The sequence below is a fragment of the Streptomyces sp. NBC_01426 genome (genome assembly GCF_036231985.1).
GTDB lineage: Bacteria > Actinomycetota > Actinomycetes > Streptomycetales > Streptomycetaceae > Streptomyces.
Map to the genome: position 1 here is coordinate 6,617,238 of NZ_CP109500.1, position 15,199 is coordinate 6,632,436.

At 74.2% G+C, this 15,199-nt stretch carries 13 protein-coding genes; 6 read left to right on the forward strand and 7 right to left on the reverse strand.

Going from position 1 to position 15,199, the window contains the following annotated elements; genetic code table 11:
* Positions 1-65: 65 nt before the first annotated feature.
* The 5 genes from OG906_RS29590 to OG906_RS29610 all read right to left on the reverse strand — a co-directional run bounded on the left by OG906_RS29590 (position 66) and on the right by OG906_RS29610 (position 6,440).
* Entirely contained in the window at positions 66-2,534 is a 2,469-nt protein-coding gene (locus tag OG906_RS29590; protein ID WP_329447145.1) for a right-handed parallel beta-helix repeat-containing protein, read from the reverse strand.
* A 149-nt stretch (positions 2,535-2,683) separates the two neighbouring features.
* Positions 2,684-3,298: an Rv1733c family protein gene (locus tag OG906_RS29595; protein WP_329447147.1), complete on the reverse strand. Its 615-nt coding sequence runs from the start codon at positions 3,296-3,298 to the stop codon at positions 2,684-2,686.
* Positions 3,299-3,610: 312 nt separating this feature from the next.
* Positions 3,611-4,438 (reverse strand): MOSC domain-containing protein, encoded by an 828-nt coding sequence (locus OG906_RS29600; RefSeq protein ID WP_329447149.1) that lies wholly within the window; start codon positions 4,436-4,438, stop codon positions 3,611-3,613.
* 81 nt (positions 4,439-4,519) lie between these two features.
* On the reverse strand, positions 4,520-5,020 hold the full coding sequence (locus OG906_RS29605) for a DUF6643 family protein (RefSeq protein ID WP_329447151.1): 501 nt from the start codon (positions 5,018-5,020) through the stop codon (positions 4,520-4,522).
* 247 nt (positions 5,021-5,267) lie between these two features.
* On the reverse strand, positions 5,268-6,440 hold the full coding sequence (locus OG906_RS29610; RefSeq protein ID WP_329447153.1) for a glycosyltransferase: 1,173 nt from the start codon (positions 6,438-6,440) through the stop codon (positions 5,268-5,270).
* A gap of 211 nt (positions 6,441-6,651) precedes the next feature.
* Between OG906_RS29610 and OG906_RS29615 the strand changes: the two genes are divergently transcribed.
* Positions 6,652-7,446, forward strand: a complete 795-nt coding sequence (locus OG906_RS29615; protein ID WP_329447155.1) for a glutamate racemase — start codon at positions 6,652-6,654, stop codon at positions 7,444-7,446.
* A gap of 42 nt (positions 7,447-7,488) precedes the next feature.
* On the opposite strand, the gene OG906_RS29620 is transcribed toward OG906_RS29615, so the two are convergent.
* Positions 7,489-8,463: an ADP-ribosylglycohydrolase family protein gene (locus OG906_RS29620; protein ID WP_329447157.1), complete on the reverse strand. Its 975-nt coding sequence runs from the start codon at positions 8,461-8,463 to the stop codon at positions 7,489-7,491.
* A gap of 434 nt (positions 8,464-8,897) precedes the next feature.
* On the opposite strand from OG906_RS29620, the gene OG906_RS29625 reads away from it, so the two are divergent.
* Genes OG906_RS29625 through OG906_RS29635 form a run of 3 tightly spaced genes read left to right on the forward strand, consistent with a single transcriptional unit; the run spans position 8,898 to position 11,689 of the window.
* Entirely contained in the window at positions 8,898-9,413 is a 516-nt protein-coding gene (locus OG906_RS29625; protein WP_329447158.1) for a hypothetical protein, read from the forward strand.
* A 53-nt stretch (positions 9,414-9,466) separates the two neighbouring features.
* The gene (gene lnt, locus OG906_RS29630) at positions 9,467-11,125 is read left to right on the forward strand and encodes an apolipoprotein N-acyltransferase (protein ID WP_329447160.1); all 1,659 of its coding nucleotides are present in this window, start codon (positions 9,467-9,469) and stop codon (positions 11,123-11,125) included.
* Positions 11,126-11,164: 39 nt separating this feature from the next.
* Positions 11,165-11,689, forward strand: a complete 525-nt coding sequence (locus OG906_RS29635) for an NUDIX hydrolase (protein WP_267796975.1) — start codon at positions 11,165-11,167, stop codon at positions 11,687-11,689.
* A 66-nt stretch (positions 11,690-11,755) separates the two neighbouring features.
* Here OG906_RS29635 and OG906_RS29640 read toward each other — a convergent pair whose 3' ends face one another.
* A complete protein-coding gene (locus OG906_RS29640) occupies positions 11,756-12,520 on the reverse strand; it encodes a trypsin-like serine peptidase (protein WP_329447161.1) in 765 nt (254 codons plus the stop codon).
* Positions 12,521-12,823: 303 nt separating this feature from the next.
* Here OG906_RS29640 and OG906_RS29645 point away from each other — a divergent pair, with 303 nt between their 5' ends.
* Complete coding sequence (locus OG906_RS29645; protein WP_329447162.1) at positions 12,824-13,627, forward strand: alpha/beta hydrolase; 804 nt, start codon at positions 12,824-12,826, stop codon at positions 13,625-13,627.
* 226 nt (positions 13,628-13,853) lie between these two features.
* Complete coding sequence (locus OG906_RS29650) at positions 13,854-15,143, forward strand: ATP-binding protein (protein WP_329447163.1); 1,290 nt, start codon at positions 13,854-13,856, stop codon at positions 15,141-15,143.
* The last annotated feature ends 56 nt before the right edge of the window (positions 15,144-15,199 follow it).

Genomic DNA, 15,199 nt, shown 5'->3' on the forward strand with positions numbered 1-15,199 from the left:
GAACGGACGCCGCGAACGGACACCGTGAACCGGCGCGCGGGCGGGCGCCGCCGACCGCCGACGCCTCAGAGTGCCCCGGCCGGCAGCGCCGTCGTCGGCCCCGGCAGCACCGGAAGGTCCTCGGGGAAGAGCAGGGTCAGCTCGTCGGTCCCCGGATCGGAGAGCTGCGCCACCCGACCGGCGTGCCGCTCGACCATCGCCTCGAAGGTCTGCCGCGCGGTACGGCCGTTGCCGAAGGCCGGCCCCTTGGGAAGGTCGGCGAAGTACGCCAACAGGGCCTTCGGGGTGCCCTCGCCCAGCCGGTACTCGTGCTCCTCCGCCTGCTGTTCCACGATCCGCAGCAGTTCCTCGGGGCCGTAGTCGCCGAAGGTGATGGTGCGGGAGAACCGCGAGGCCACACCCGGGTTCACGGTCAGGAACCGGTCCATCTCGGCGGTGTAACCGGCGACGATCACCACCACCGCGTCCCGATGGTCCTCCATCAGCTTCACCAGCGTGTCGATCGCCTCGCGCCCGAAGTCCCGCCCCGAGTCCTCCGGGGCCAGCGCGTACGCCTCGTCGATGAACAGCACCCCGCCGCGCGCCCGATCGAACGCCTCCTGGGTACGGATCGCCGTCGACCCGATGTGCTCGCCGACCAGGTCCACCCGGGACACCTCGACCAGGTGACCGCGCTCCAACACCCCGAGGGATGCGAGGATCTCCCCGTAGAGACGGGCCACGGTCGTCTTGCCCGTACCGGGGGAGCCGGTGAAGACCAGGTGCCGGCGCACCGAGGCGGCCTTGAGGCCCGCCAGTTGCCGTCTGCGACCCACCTCGATCATGTCGGTGAGGGCACGCACCTCCCGCTTGACGCTGTCCAGGCCCACCAGCGCGTCGAGGTGACCCAGCACCTCGCCCGACCCGCGGGCCGGCGTCGCCCGCTCCGCCTCCGGCTCGCCGGACCGGGCGGGCGGCACGTCCGCCGCCCGCGCCGCCGGACCCTGGTCCGCCACGACGGTACGGATCCCCGCCTGCGCCCCGCCCTGCCCGCCGATCGCGGCCGACTGGGCGGCGAGCCGAGGCCCGGACTCGTCACTCGTGCAGTCCTCGGTCACCGGGCCGTCCTCCGCGAACTCGTAGCCGCCGCGCGCGCAACGCTCCGTGTGGCACGTGGCGAGGGTGGTGCGCGAGCCGTCGATGACGTGGAAACCGAAGCCGGAACTGCCGGTCACCCGGCAGGCCGTGAAGGTCCCGCGACCGCCCGCCGACACGTAGAACCCGGCCTCGGTGGGGGACGTGACCGTGCACCGCTCCAACACCGGGTCGGCGCCCTTGGTGACGATCACGCCCGTCTGCACCGAGTCGACGGTGCAGTTGGCGAGGGTGCCGCCGCTGCCGTGGTCGCGGAACCAGGCCCCGGTCGCCGCCTCCCGGATCCGGCAGTCGTCCAACTGCGCCGTCGCCCCGTCGCTCACCGACACCGCGGTGTTGCGGACCTGGGAGAGATCGCTGTCGACGACGTCGACACGGGAGCCCCGGTCCAGGACGAACAGCGCGTCCGGGACGTCGTGCACCCGGCAGGAGTCCAGCGAGGCCGTGGCCCCGTCGCTGATCCACACCGCCGGATAGTCGCCGGTGCTGTCGTGGATCTCGCAGGACTCGGCGACCACCCGGGTCCCCGGGTCCCACACCGACAGGCCGTTGCGACCGAAGCGCCGCACGGTGGTGCGGCTGAGCGTCAGCACCGAACGGGAGCGCAGATCGACCGCGTTCTCCGGGATGTCGTGGATGTCACAGCCGGCGAGCGTGAGCACCGCGTCGGTGTCCAGGGTGACCCCGTCGGCCGAGGTGCGGTGCACCGCGCAGTCGGTGAGCCGGGCGGTGGCCCGCGCCGCGACCTGAACGCCGGCGCCCTTGATCTCGTACACCTCGCAGCCCAGCGCCTCCAGACCGGAGCCCTCACCCGTGACGCCGATCCCCGCACCCGTGGCGTGGTGGATGCGGCAGCGCTCCAGGCGCGGCCGCGCGCCCCCGCGCACCGACACCCCTGTCTGGCCCGCGGCCACGACCTCGCACTCCTCGAACACCCCGCCGCCGCCGTCGAGCACGGCGATGCCGACCCCCGTGGGATTCTCCACCGTGCAGCGGCGCACCAGCGGCCGGGCCCCGCTGCCGCGCACCTCGATGCCGGCCGCCGAGCGGGTGCTGACGCGCAGGTCGGTCAGCTCGGGGGAGCCCTCCTCCACGAGCAGCGCGGGCGCCGCCCGGTCCTGGCCCTCCAGGTACAGGTCCTGGATCACGGCCGAGGCGCGCACGGTCAGCGCCACCCCGTCGAGCGGGGCGATCCGTACCGAACCCACCCCGCCCTCCAGGCCGCGCAGTGTGACGGCGTGTTCCAGGACCAGGTTCTCGCGGTAGGTGCCGGGGCCGATGGAGAGGACGTCCCCGTCGCCGGCGACGGCGAGTGCGGCGCTCAGTGTCGGATACTCACCGGAGCGGCGGCGCCACCGCGAAGCCCCGCCGTGTGTCACCTGGACCGTGCCCTGAGCCATGGTGCTGTCGTGCCCCCACCCTCGTATTCGCGGTATGCGCGCTGCCGAAGCGACTGACGTCACCGAGGCAGCTCAAAGAGATCGAAGTGTTTGGAGCGGCTGAACCACCCGGTCCACCGTAGCGCGCGCGGGGCCGGTGAGTTGCCAGGTCAGCTGCCCGCACCCGCCCGGCCCCAGTCCGGGCCGGCCGCCGCCCACGCGCGGTCCAGACACGAGTACCGCCGATGCATGAGCCGGCGTACGACCAGACGCCGGACCGTCTCCACCAGCACGGCCAGGCCCAGGGCGGCGGCCAGCCCCGCCATCGTGGCGTGGAAGGACGCCGCCGACGGGTCGAGCGGGCGGCCCACCAGCCGTCCCCCGGAGTCGGTCCACATCCGGAACCGGTCGCCGGGACGCGGTGGTTCCTCGGCGGCCGGCACCGTCCCCTGACGGCTGGTGCCGTCGGGCGCGATCCACGAGGCCACGACCTGAGTCCGTGCCGGGGTCTGCCGGTCGGCCGCCGCCGCATCGCTCTCCGCCCGGGCCGGCGGCTCCGGAGCCGCCCGGAGCACCACCGCCGGCACCAGTTGCCGCTCCTGCCGCTGTTCGCGGGCGGCCCGCTGAAGGGTGCCGTCCACCTGGAGGCCCGTGGCCCAGCCGACGGCCGGAGCCACCACCAGGACACAGACCACGGCCGCGAACGCCACCCACGCCTCGAAGAGATCGGTCGGTCGGCGCAGCGGATTGCGCCGCCAACGCCACACACCCATTGCTGTCCGCACGGTCCGGCACCCCCTTGCCTCCGTCTGTCTGCGCGTCCAAGCCTCCCGCATGCCCGGTGGACGCGCATTCCGGGACGCGCGGACAGGTGGCCACCCGATCCGGTGCACGTCCTCCGTGCCCCGGCCGTACCCGGTGTCACCCGTCCTGAGTCATTCAACGGCCCCGCCGTGCCGGTTGGTTCCGGGGGGCGGGTCGAGCCCCTCGAAGGTGTTGCTCCGGCAATACCGGACCGGCCGCGACCACCCGGCCGCGACCACCCGGCCGCGATCACCCCGGCCGCGATCACCCCGGCCCGGTCGTGGTCGGCGTGCTCACTCCAGGACGCGGACCTCGTCGCCCACGCGCACCGTGCCCAGTGTCACCGGTGCCACCTGCCGCCCGAAAGCCAGGGACTTCCCGATCCGCCGGTGGCGGGCCAGGGTCGCGAGGGGCTCCTTGCCCCGCGTCGCCGTCCGCTGGTCGGTGGTCGTGACGATGCACCGCCCGCATTCCCGCACCCCCCGGAACACGGCGCTGTCGCCCACGGCGATCCGTCGCCAGCCGTCCTCCGCCCAGGCCTCGGCACCCGCCACCACGAGGCTCGGCCGGAAGCGGTTCATCGGCAGCGGCCCCTCCTCGGGATGGTCCCCGCGGGCGATCAGCTCGTTCAGGGCGTCCAGCGAGGCCGAGGTGGTGATCAGCAGCGGATGGGCGTCGGCCAGGCTCACGGTCTCGCCGGGCAGCGCGTGGTCCGGGTCCACCGGGCGTCGGACGGCCGGGTCGTCGAGGTGCACCAGCCGGACGGGCATCCCGAGGAAGGCACTGAACCAGTCGCCGGCCGCTTCCGCCGCGAGCACCGTCTCGAACTTCTTGCCGAACAGCACGACCGGCGTCGGCGGCCCCGGCTCCGGCACCTCCACCGTCAGGTCCGCCATCCCGGGCGCCGACAGCACGACCCGGCCGGCCGGGAGCGGGCGCGACGAGGCCAAGGCCAGTCGGGGCCGCTGCCGTTGGGTGACGATCGAACCCTCGACGTCGATCACGGCCCAGCGGCGGTCGGCGGACAGACCCCAGGGCTCCACGGCCACCTCGTCGGGAGCAATCCCCGCCACCGACTTGACGGGATGGACGTGGAGCGAGTGGACGTACAGGGCCGGCATGAGGACATTTTACCGGCCGCCCTCACGCGTCCCCAGGTCAGCGCCGTACGGCGCTGACCACGCGACCTCCGGGAGGACCGGTCAGTAGCCGCGCCCCTGGTACTGGCGGCCGTACGGGTCCTCGTACGAGGTGGCCTGCACGGGTGCCTGCATCGGCCTGGGGGCCGCCGGGCGCATGGCCTCGTACCCGGTGCCCGCGGCGGCCGGACGGGGCTGCTGCGGCTGCTGCTGCGCGTACACCGGACGGGAGGCGACGGGCTGCTGCTGCGGGATGTACGGCGCGGGCGCCTGCTGCAACGGCACGGGCATCTGCTGCGGTGCGGACTGCTGCTGGTACGGGTACCCGTACGCCGGAGCCTGCTGCTGCGGTGCGGGCGGCAGGGCGGGCAGGGCGGACGGGAGGGCCGGCAGGTACCCACCGCTCGAATAACCGGCACTCGGGGAGTCGTACTGGGCCGGGACACGGATCGGCGCGATCTGCGGGGTGCCGCGTTCGGCGACGAGGGAGTCGTAGATGGGGGTGTCCGTGAAGGAGGGCGCGGAGTAGTAACCGCCGCCATAAGTGGAGCGGGGGGAGGTCATGGGACCTAAGTTAAGCCCACGACTTCACCGGGTCCATAGCGAGGTGTGGCCAACACCGCTCTGACCTGCATATTCGCAGGTCAGAGCCACAGGCTTCACTTCACGTCCACGTGCACGATTCACCACTTCCGCCCCGACTTGCTCCTACTCGTGCCGACCGGTTGTGCGTTGCACCCATGTGGTGCTGACGTTCCGTCACAACGCGATGACCTCGGATGACGCGGCTTCAGATGAGGGGCCGGTCGGTTCAGGCGTCGGTGGGACGGGCATAGGTGCGGCCCTTCCAGGCGGCCCCGCGACCCCGGTGGTGCAGGACGGCGGAGTCCACGGTCATCAGGAGGTAGAGCAGCGCCGTGAAGGGAAGCAGCGGGGCCAAGGCCGCCGACTGGCGGTAGTAGCGCAGCATCGGCAGGTAGGTGCCCGCCATCAGCAGCCAGGCGAGGCCGCCCGCCCACGCCGGGGCGGGCCGCGCGGCGGCCAGGCCCACGACGAGGGCGAGGGGCGGGACGAGGTAGACCACGGTCAGGCCCGCCACCGCGCCGGCCAGCAGCAGCGGCTGGTGCCGCAGTTGGGTGTACGCGCTGCGCGAGACCATCCGCCACAGGTCGCCCAGCGCGGGGTACGGGCGCACGCTGTCCACCCGCTCCGCCAGCCCCAACCAGATCCTGCCGCCGCAGCCACGCACGGCGCGGGCGAGCGACACGTCGTCGATGACGGCCTGCCGGATGGAGTCGGGGACGCCGGCGCGGACGGCGGTCGCGGTCCGGAGCAGCACGCACCCGCCGGCGGCGGCGGTGGTCCGGGCGCCGGGGCGGTTGACCCGGCGGAACGGGTAGAGCTGCGCGAAGAAGTACACGAAGGCGGGGACGACGAGGCGTTCCCACGGACTCGTCACCCGCAGCCGGGCCATCTGCGAGACCAGGTCGAGGTCCGCGGAGGTCGCGGCGGCGACGAGCTCGCGGAGGCTGTCGGGCTCGTGGGCGATGTCGGCGTCGGTGAGCAGGAGGTAGTCCGGCTCGGCGGTGCGCGCCGTGCGGGCCTGTCCGATGCCGTGGCGCAGGGCCCACAGCTTGCCGGTCCACCCCGGATCGGGTTCGCCGGGGGAGACGATCGTGAGCGGGAGCCCCGGCTGCTCGCCCGCCAGTCGTCGGGCGAGGTCGGCGGTGCCGTCCGTGCTGCCGTCGTCGACCAGGAAGATCTCGGCGGCGCCGGGATAGTCCTGGGCGATCAGGGAGGGGAGGCTGCGGGGGAGCACCCGCGCCTCGTCCCGGGCCGGGACGACGATCGCGACCGACGGCCAGTGCGCGGGATCGGTGCGCCGGGGGAGCCGGACGTCGGTGCGCCAGAACATGCCCTGGGCGAGGGTGAGCCAGAGCCAGGCGGCGAGGGAGACGTACGCGGCGGTCAGGAGGAGGCCCATGGCCGCAGTGTGCCGAAACCCGCGGGTCGTGTCGCGCACTTCGGGGCGTGGCGCCCGGTGGACACGGGCCCGGGGCCGCGCCCACCGCGCCGGACGGGACGCGGCGGGCCGGTGTGGGGCCCTGCCGGGCCGGGCCGTCGTGGCGGGTCCGGGCCGGGCGTCGTGGGGCGTGGAGGTCGGGTTCGCGAGGGGCGTCGATTAAGGTGACCAAGTGAAGATCGCGCTCATGGACTCGGGAATCGGCCTCCTCGCGGCGGCCGCCGCGATGCGCCGGCTGCGGCCGGACGCCGATCTGGTGCTCTCCTCCGACCCCGACGGGATGCCGTGGGGGCCGCGCACCCCCGCCGACCTCACCGGGCGGGCCCTGGACGTGGCCCGGGCCGCCGCCGCGCTCCGGCCGGACGCGCTGATCGTGGCCTGCAACACCGCGTCCGTGCACAGCCTGCCCGCCCTGCGGGCCGCACTGGAGCCCGGGATCCCGGTCATCGGCACGGTTCCCGCGATCAAGCCGGCCGCCTCCGCCGGCGGTCGCGTGGCCATCTGGGCCACCCCCGCCACCACCGGCAGCCCGTACCAGCGCGACCTGATCCGCGCCTTCGCCGCCGGTGTCCCGGTCACCGAGGTGCCCTGCCCCGGGCTGGCCGACGCCGTGCAGCACGCCGACGAGGAGGCCGTCGTACGCGCCGTCGCCGCGGCCGCCGCGCTGACCCCGCCCGACGTCACGGACGTGGTCCTCGGCTGTACGCACTACGAGTTGGTGGAGGCGCCCATCCGGGCCGCCCTGATCGAGCGCACCGGCGGGAACGGGTTCGTCTTCCACGGGTCCGCCGAGGCCGTCGCCGGACAGGCGCTGCGCCGCATCGGCGCCCGCCCCGAGCCGGGTCTGCCGCGCACGGGCGGTCTGACCGTACTGCTCAGCGGACGCCCTTCGGAGCTGCCCGCCGAGGTGCTCGGCTACGCCGAGGGTCGGCTGTTCGCCGGGTCGGGCGCGACCGTCGGCCAGTGATCGCGCGGGCCGCCCGCGCGGGCGGCCCGAAGGTCGCAAGGGTCAGTGGGGCCGCCCCGCCGTCGCCGGGGGGACGACGTCGGGGTCCTCGGCGCCCGGGCCGGCGTCCGCCAGTCGCCGGGCCAGGTCCCGGAGTCCGGCCGCGTCGAGGGTCCGGTCCCCGTAGCCGGGCATCGGCACGTGCAGGGGACCGGTCCACGCGTCCGGGATCGCCCCCTGGCCGTAGCGGGCTCCGGCCAGGGCTCCGGTGACCGCCGCGACGGTGTCGGTGTCCCCGCCCAGGTTCACCGCGGCCCGCACGGCCTCGGGGAACCCCGAGGTGGTCCGCAGCGCCCACACCGCCGAGCCGAGGCAGGGCCACACGGCCCCGTTGAACTCGGTGGCCAGGTCCGGGTGCCAGTCGGGGGCGAGTACGCGCCCGTAGCGTTCACGGTGGTCCGGGTGCACCGCGTCGAGGGTCGCGGGCAGCGCGGCCAGCGGATCGGCCCCGTCCAGGGCCACCCGTACCAGCTCGTGCAGGACGGCGGTGCCCTCCCAGGCGGCGCGGTCGCCGTGCGTGAGGGCCGCGATCCGTCGGGCCGCGTCCATGGTGGTCTCCCGCCCGGCGGCCGCGAAGTACACCGCCGAGGTGGCCGCGCGCATCAGCGAACCGTTGCCCGCCGCACGGGAGGTGACCTGGAAGTGCAGGGCGGCGGCCAGGTCCCACGACTCGCCGTTCGTCAGCACGTCCTCCGTCTGGAGCCCGATGTCCTTGGGCCGCCCGGCCGCCCAGCGTCGGAACCTCGCGAACACGTCGGGGAGTTCGAGTCCGCCGTGTTCCAGCAGGGACTCGCCGACCAGCACCGCCATCTGCGTGTCGTCGGTCGCCTCGCCCGGATCCCAGCCGCCGCCTCCGGCCATCTCCTTCCCGCGCGCCGCCAGTTCGCCGGCGGGGCCGAACTCGAAGGGCGCGCCGAGCGCGTCTCCCGCGGCCGAGCCCAGCACCGCTCCCACCGCACGATCGAGCCGATCGGTCACGGGGCCTCCTGTTCGTCGGGGCAGATGCTGTCCAGCAGGCCGCGGGTGAAACCCTCCAGGTCGTCCGCACCACCCGCTTCGGCACCGGCAGCGGGGTGCGCTCCCTCGCCACCGCGGCCTGGATCGGCACCGCCGGCTTCGAGACCGGGACGTACGGCGAGACCTGGGGCGACGGCCGCTTCTTCGCGCGCCTACGACACCGAGCGCCGCCGCAGCGCCCAGCGCCCAGCGCGTCGCCCTCGCCTCCCGGACCCTGCACCGCTTCATGACCGTCAGGCACTCGGCCCTGCGGGACGCGCTGGTGGGGCTCCTCCCCGGCTGAGGCGTTCGCCCAGGCGGGAGCCCGCCCGACCGGCCCGCCCGGGCGCGACGCCGTCGAACCGGGCGGCGGAGGGACGGTGGCGCGCGTGCGGAACGTGAGTACGCTGCTACACATGACGGGTCACCCCCCGGGTCCGCTCTGGACGGGCCGCGCCTCCAACCGCGCACAGTGGCTGCTCGCCGGCATCGGTGCGGCGTGCCTCGCCCTGGGCATCGAACTCGCCGTCGACTACGCGTGGACGGCGGGCATCATTCCCCTGCTCATGGCCGTGATCGGCTGCCTCGCGGTGGGCCTGCTGGTCCTCTTCGGCACCCTCGCCTTCGTCCACGTGGCCGTCACCGTCGACTCCCGGGCCGTGGAGGTGCGCTGCGGCCACATCGGGTTGCCGCGCCGCACCATCCCGCTGTCCGAGGTGACCTCCGCCGAGTTCCTGCCGCAGATCACCCCGCAGCAGTGGGGCGGCTGGGGCTACCGCTGGCGCCCCGACAAGGGCACCGCCGTCGTCGTCCGCCGCGGCGAGGGCGTGGAGCTGCGCCTGGGCGACGGGAAACTGTTCACCGTCACCGTCGACGACGCCGAGAACGCGGTCCGGGTCATCCGCACCCACCTGCGGGCCCTGGCCCACTGAGCCGGCTGAGCCGGTCACCCGCTTCGCGCGCGGAGGGACGTACACTCCGCCAGATGAGCAGCAGTGTCACCCGCGCGGCCGGGAACGATCCCTCCCCCTCCACCGCGGCGGCCGCGGCCGACGCGAACCCCGGTGGTCCCGACGACGGGAAGTGGACGGCCGCCCGTCTCTCGCGGACCGTGCGCGCCGGTGCCCGCAAGGCCCCCTGGCAGACGCGCTCCCTGATCGCCGTCCTCGCCGGGCTGCTGCTCTACGCGAGCTTCCCGCCCCGCCCCCTGTGGTGGCTGGCGCCCTTCGCCCTCGCCCTGCTGGCCGGCTGCCTGCACGGCCGCCGCGCCCGCGCCGGCTTCGGCCTCGGCTTCCTCTTCGGCCTCGGCTACCTCGTCCCGCTGCTCTCCTGGACCGGCGAGGAGGTCGGGCCCGTCCCGTGGTTGGCCCTCGCCACCCTGGAAGCCCTGCTGCTCGGTCTCGCCGGGCTCGGCATCGCCCTCGTCGGCAAGCTCCCCGGCCGGGCGTTGTGGGCCGCCGCCATCTGGGTCGCCGCCGAGGCCCTGCGGGCCCGCGTCCCCTTCGGGGGCTTCTCCTGGGGCAAGCTGGCCTTCGGCCAGGCCGACGGGTTCTTCCTCCCGCTCGCCGCGCTCGGCGGCACCCCGCTGCTGTCCTTCGCGGTCGCCCTGTGCGGATTCGGCCTGTACGAGGTCGCGCGCGTCGCCCGCCACGACCCCCGCCGCACCACGGTGGCCCTCGCCCTCCTCGCCGTCGTCGCGCCGATCGGCGCGGCCCTCGCGGCCCGCCCGCTCGTGTCGGACGCGGCCGAGGACGGCACCTCGGTGGCCGCCGTCATCCAGGGCAACGTCCCCCGCGCCGGCTTCGACTTCAACTCCCAGCGCCGCGCCGTCCTGGACAACCACGCCAACCGCACGCTGCGGCTCGCCGACGACGTCAAGGCGGGCCGCGCCGAGCAGCCCGACTTCGTGGTCTGGCCGGAGAACTCCTCCGACATCGACCCCTACGCCGAGCGCGACGCCCACGACGTCATCGACGACGCCGTCAAGCGCATCGGCGTCCCCGTGGCGATCGGCTCCGTCCTGGCGCCGCCGACCGGCCCCCTGCGCAACACGATGATCCTTTGGGACCCGGCCAAGGGCCCCACCCAGACCTACGACAAGCGCAAGATCCAACCCTTCGGCGAGCGCATGCCCATGCGCTCCGTCATCCGGATCTTCAGCAAGGACGTGGACCGGGTCCGCCGCGACTTCGGCCCCGGCAAGGACCCCGGCGTCTTCGACATGGCGGGCAGCCGGGTCGGCATGGTCACCTGCTACGAGGCCGCCTTCGACGACGCCGTCCGCTCCACCGTCCGCGCCGGAGCGCAGGTCATCGCCGTACCGAGCAACAACGCCACCTTCGGCCGCTCCGAGATGACCTACCAGCAGCTCGCCATGGACCGCGTCCGCGCCGTCGAGCACAGCCGTACCGTGCTCGTCCCCGTCACCAGCGGCGTCAGCGCCGTCATCCGTCCCGACGGATCGGTCGTCCGGCAGACGAAGATGTTCACCGCCGACGCGCTGGTGGAGAAGATCCCGCTGCGCTCCTCCCAGACCCCGGCCACCCGCCTCGGGCCGCTGACCGAGTACGCGCTGCTCCTGCTCGCCGCGACCGGCCTCGGCTGGGTCCTGGTCCGCCGGATCCGGGCCCGCCGGGCGGTGTGAGGGTCGATCGCCGGGCGCGGAGCCTCGTAGGGTCGAGTCATGACCACACCTGATTTCATCCGCGCGATCCGGGCCACCGCCGGGCACCAGCTGCTCCTGCTCCCCGGGGTCACCGCGATCGTCTTCGACGACCGGGGCCGGGTGCTGCTGGGCCGCCGGGCCGACACCGGCCAGTGGGCCGTGATCGGCGGCATCGCCGAGCCCGACGAGCAGCCGGCGGAGACGGCGGTGCGGGAGGTCTTCGAGGAGACGGCCGTGCACTGCGTTCCCGAGCGGGTCGTCCTGGTCCAGATGCTCCAGCCGATCGTGTACCCGAACGGGGACGTCTGCCAGTTCCAGGACATCACCTTCCGCTGCCGGGCCACCGGCGGCGAGGCCCGGGCCAACGACAACGAGTCGCTGGAAGTGGCCTGGTTCGCGTTGGACGCGCTGCCCCCGCTGGACGACTTCGGCCTGGACCGCATCCACCGGGCCCTGACCGACGAGCCGACCTGGTTCGCGGCCCCCTCCGAGGCGCTGACGGCCGCGTCGAGCGGGCCCGCGCACGAGGTGGGCGACGAGTGACGGAGCGGGGGACCGGCGCCCGCCGCACGGGACCGCACCCCCTGCCGAGCGCGGGTGGCGGACCGGTCAGCCCGCCGGGACCGCGGCCTCCCGGTACAGCTCCAGCGCCTGGTCTCCCACCACGGCGCTGTAGGACACGTCCGGCACCGTGCCCCCGCCCTCGTGGCCGCCGAGCACCCCCGCCAGCGCGCCGTTCGCCAGCCACGGGCTGCCGCTGGTGCCGCTGCTGAGGTCCGGGCAGTCGATGCGGCGCTGCGTGTCGGAGAACAGGGAGGTGTCGTTGGCGCAGCGCAGCGGCGCGTCCTCGGTGCTGGGATAGCCGACGATGGTCACCGACACGTCGTCCGGCTGTTCGGCCGCCACCGGGAACCCGCCCACCACGTCCTCGATCGCCGCCGTTCCCCCGTCCGTCGGCACGACCGAGGCGAAGGCTATGTCCTCGTCCGGGTCCTCGTCGTTCGTCCAGCCCGGGGCCACGTGCACATCGGTCAGCTTCCATACGCCGAACGGGGCACGCCCGTCGCGGTAGCCCGGTGCGAACACGGTGGACTCCGGATGGTCCAGGCAGTGCGCGGCAGTGGCGATCACATCGCGGCCGGCGCTGCGCACCACGGCCGCGGTGCAGAAGTGCCCGCCCTCCAACCCGCCCGCGAACAGCGCGCCCACCCGGTCCGCCGTCCGGTCGGGGACGGCCTGCGCCGTGACCCCCTCGGGCGGCACGACCGCCGCGTCGGGCAGGTCGATGCCCAGCAGCGCGCCCATGGCGGCCAGCGCGAGCACGATCCGGGGCGCCCGCCGGGCACGGGCGCGGCCGGTCTGTCGGGGAAGCACGCGATGGATCATGTTCCGAGCCTGCCCTTCGACACTGTGTCCGGAGCACGGAATTCCATATGAATCCGCTGTGAATGCCGGACCCGGACGAAACCACCTCGCGAAGCCCGGTCGCGCGGCGATCCGGGTCCATCCAGGATCCGGGCTCCCCGGCGATCCCGCGCGCAGGACCCCGGCCCCCGACGAGGACCCCGAGACGCCGGCGGCCGGCTCCGCCGGGGGGCGAAGCGGGCTCCGCAGGCGTCCCCTCCCGGCCGGGGCGAGACTGGCAGAGGCGCCGGGGGTCCCAGGAGGTGTCCCGCCATGACCACACCGCACCGCACGCCCGTGGTGTTCATCCACGGGCTCTGGTTGCACTCCACGAGCTGGCAGGGCTGGGCCGAAGCCTTCCTCGACGCGGGCTTCGAACCGATCCTCCCCGAGTGGCCCGGGGTCCCCGCCACCGTCACCGAGGCCCGCCGGCGCCCCGGCGACCAGGCCGGGGTCGGGCTGGCCGAGATCTCCGAGGCGTACGCCCGGGTCATCCGCGAGCTGCCCACCGCGCCGGTGCTCGTCGGACACTCGGTGGGCGGGTTCATCGCCCAGCACCTGCTCGGCCAAGGCCTGGGATCGGCGGCCGTGGCCGTCTGCCCCGGCCAGATCAAAGGGGTGAAGGCCATCGCCCCGGCGCAGGCGAAATCGACCTTCGCCTTCCTGCGCGACCCCGTGAACATCAAGCACGCCGTGTCGCTGAACACCGAACAGTTCCGCTACGGCTTCGCCAACGCGGTCTCCGAGCGCGAGTCCGCCGAGCTGTACGACGAGTGGACGATCCCGAGCCCGGCCCGCCCCCTGTTCCAGTTGGCGCTCGGCAATTTCGTCCCGCACTCCGCCGCCCGGGTGAACACCGACAACGAGACCCGCGGCCCGCTGCTCCTGCTGTCCGGCCGCCTCGACCACACCGTCCCGGACGTGCTGACCCGCTCCACCTACAAGCAGTACCGGGACTCCCGCGCCACCACCGAGTACCAGTGCTTCGAGGACCGGGGCCACTCCCTCACCGTCGACCACGGCTGGCCGGACCTGGCCCGCACCTCGCTCGGCTGGCTGGACTCCCACACGCACTGACCCCCCGGCCGGCCCGCGCGGCCGCCGCGCCTGTGCGAAGCCATGAAGGAAACCGGGACCTCGGTGGGAAGCGACGGCGCACGCGCCCGCTCCGACGACGCACGTACCCGGTCTATGGACGACACGGAGGGTTTTCCGTACGCCTGTTGTGCACGACGGAGCGTGATCGCCGGGCCCGACCGCCCCTAGCCTCGCCGCAGGAGCACGAAACGAGGGGCGGTACCCGGTGAACTGGCTCATCCACGACTACCGCGAGAGCGATCTCGCATCGGTGGTGCATCTGATCGACACCACGGCCGAACTCGGCCAGGAATCGGTCTTCTCGCTCGCCGAGTGCATCAGCGCCCTCACCGACCGGCAGCCCTGCGTGGTCGCCGTCCACCAGGGCGTCCCCATCGGCGCGGCCCTTGCCTGCGTCACCGGAGAGCGGGCCTGGGTGATGCGGATCGCGATCGCCGCCGGCTGGCGCGGCCGGGGCCTGGCCAGCGCCCTCCTCGTCGAACTGGAGCGCCGCCTCATCGCCGCCCGCGTCGGCCGGATCGCCTACGTCCTGCCCGAGGAGGACCTGCTCGGCGAAGGCCTGCTCAACGCCGGCTACACCCGCCAGCCCGCCGTCGCCTACTTCGAGAAGACCGAGCCGTTGCACGGACCCGCCGCCGGACTCCTCGACGACCTCGGCGGTCGGTTCCTCCCGAACGACCTGTGGACCAAGGTCGCCGGCATGGAGAAGGAGAAGGACCTCATCGAGCGCCGCGTGGTGCTGCCGCTCGCCGAACCCGAACGGGCCGCCGCGCACGGGGTACGGCCGCCGCGCGCCATCGCCCTCTTCGGACCCCCCGGCACCGGCAAGACCACCTTCGCCCGCGCCATCGCCTCCCGGCTCGGCTGGCCCTTCGTGGAGCTGCTGCCCTCCCGCCTCGCGGACGAGGGGAACCTCGCCGCCGCACTGCGCGACGCCTTCGCCCGCATCGGCGAACTCGAACGCGTCCTCGTCTTCATCGACGAGGTCGAGGAGATCGCCCCCGTACGCACCGAGCCCGCGCAGCCCGGCGGCATCCACGGGGTGACCAACGAACTCCTCAAGCTGATACCGGGCTTCCGGGAGAGCGACGAACGGCTGCTGGTCTGCGCGACCAACTCCGTCCGCTCCCTCGACCCGGCCTTCCTGCGCCCCGGCCGCTTCGACTACCTGATCCCCATCGGCACCCCCGATGCCGGGGCCCGCGCCGCGATGTGGTCGCGCCACACGGCCGGTCGGACGGACGTCGACGTGGCGGCCCTGGTGGAGGCGAGCGACCTGTTCACCCCGGCGGACATCGAGCACGCGGCCCGGACGGCCGCGCAGACGTCCTTCGAACGGGACCTGGAAGGCGTGGGCACCCGGGGCGCGTCGGCGGCGCAGCTCGGCGCGAGCACCGAGGACCTCCTCGCGGCGATCGCCCAGTGCCGGCCCTCGGTGACCCCGGCGATGACGGGGGAGTTCGCGGCGGACATCACCGCGCACGCCCGGTTCTAGAGGCGTCGACCGGCGGGGAGCGAAGCGGCCCGCGGTCGCTCCCCGAAGTGGCCCGC

Excerpts from the sequence above, each read along its gene's own strand:
- OG906_RS29610 (WP_329447153.1), bottom strand. The coding sequence starts at position 6,440 with ATGGGCCTCCTCCTGACCGCCGCGTACGTCTCCCTCGCCGCCTGGCTC.
- lnt (WP_329447160.1), top strand. The coding sequence starts at position 9,467 with ATGAGCAGCAGTGTCACCCGCGCGGCCGGGAACGATCCCTCCCCCTCC.
- OG906_RS29600 (WP_329447149.1), bottom strand. The coding sequence starts at position 4,438 with ATGCCGGCCCTGTACGTCCACTCGCTCCACGTCCATCCCGTCAAGTCG.
- OG906_RS29625 (WP_329447158.1), top strand. The coding sequence starts at position 8,898 with ATGACGGGTCACCCCCCGGGTCCGCTCTGGACGGGCCGCGCCTCCAAC.
- OG906_RS29605 (WP_329447151.1), bottom strand. The coding sequence starts at position 5,020 with ATGACCTCCCCCCGCTCCACTTATGGCGGCGGTTACTACTCCGCGCCC.
- OG906_RS29635 (WP_267796975.1), top strand. The coding sequence starts at position 11,165 with ATGACCACACCTGATTTCATCCGCGCGATCCGGGCCACCGCCGGGCAC.
- OG906_RS29645 (WP_329447162.1), top strand. The coding sequence starts at position 12,824 with ATGACCACACCGCACCGCACGCCCGTGGTGTTCATCCACGGGCTCTGG.
- OG906_RS29590 (WP_329447145.1), bottom strand. The coding sequence starts at position 2,534 with ATGGCTCAGGGCACGGTCCAGGTGACACACGGCGGGGCTTCGCGGTGG.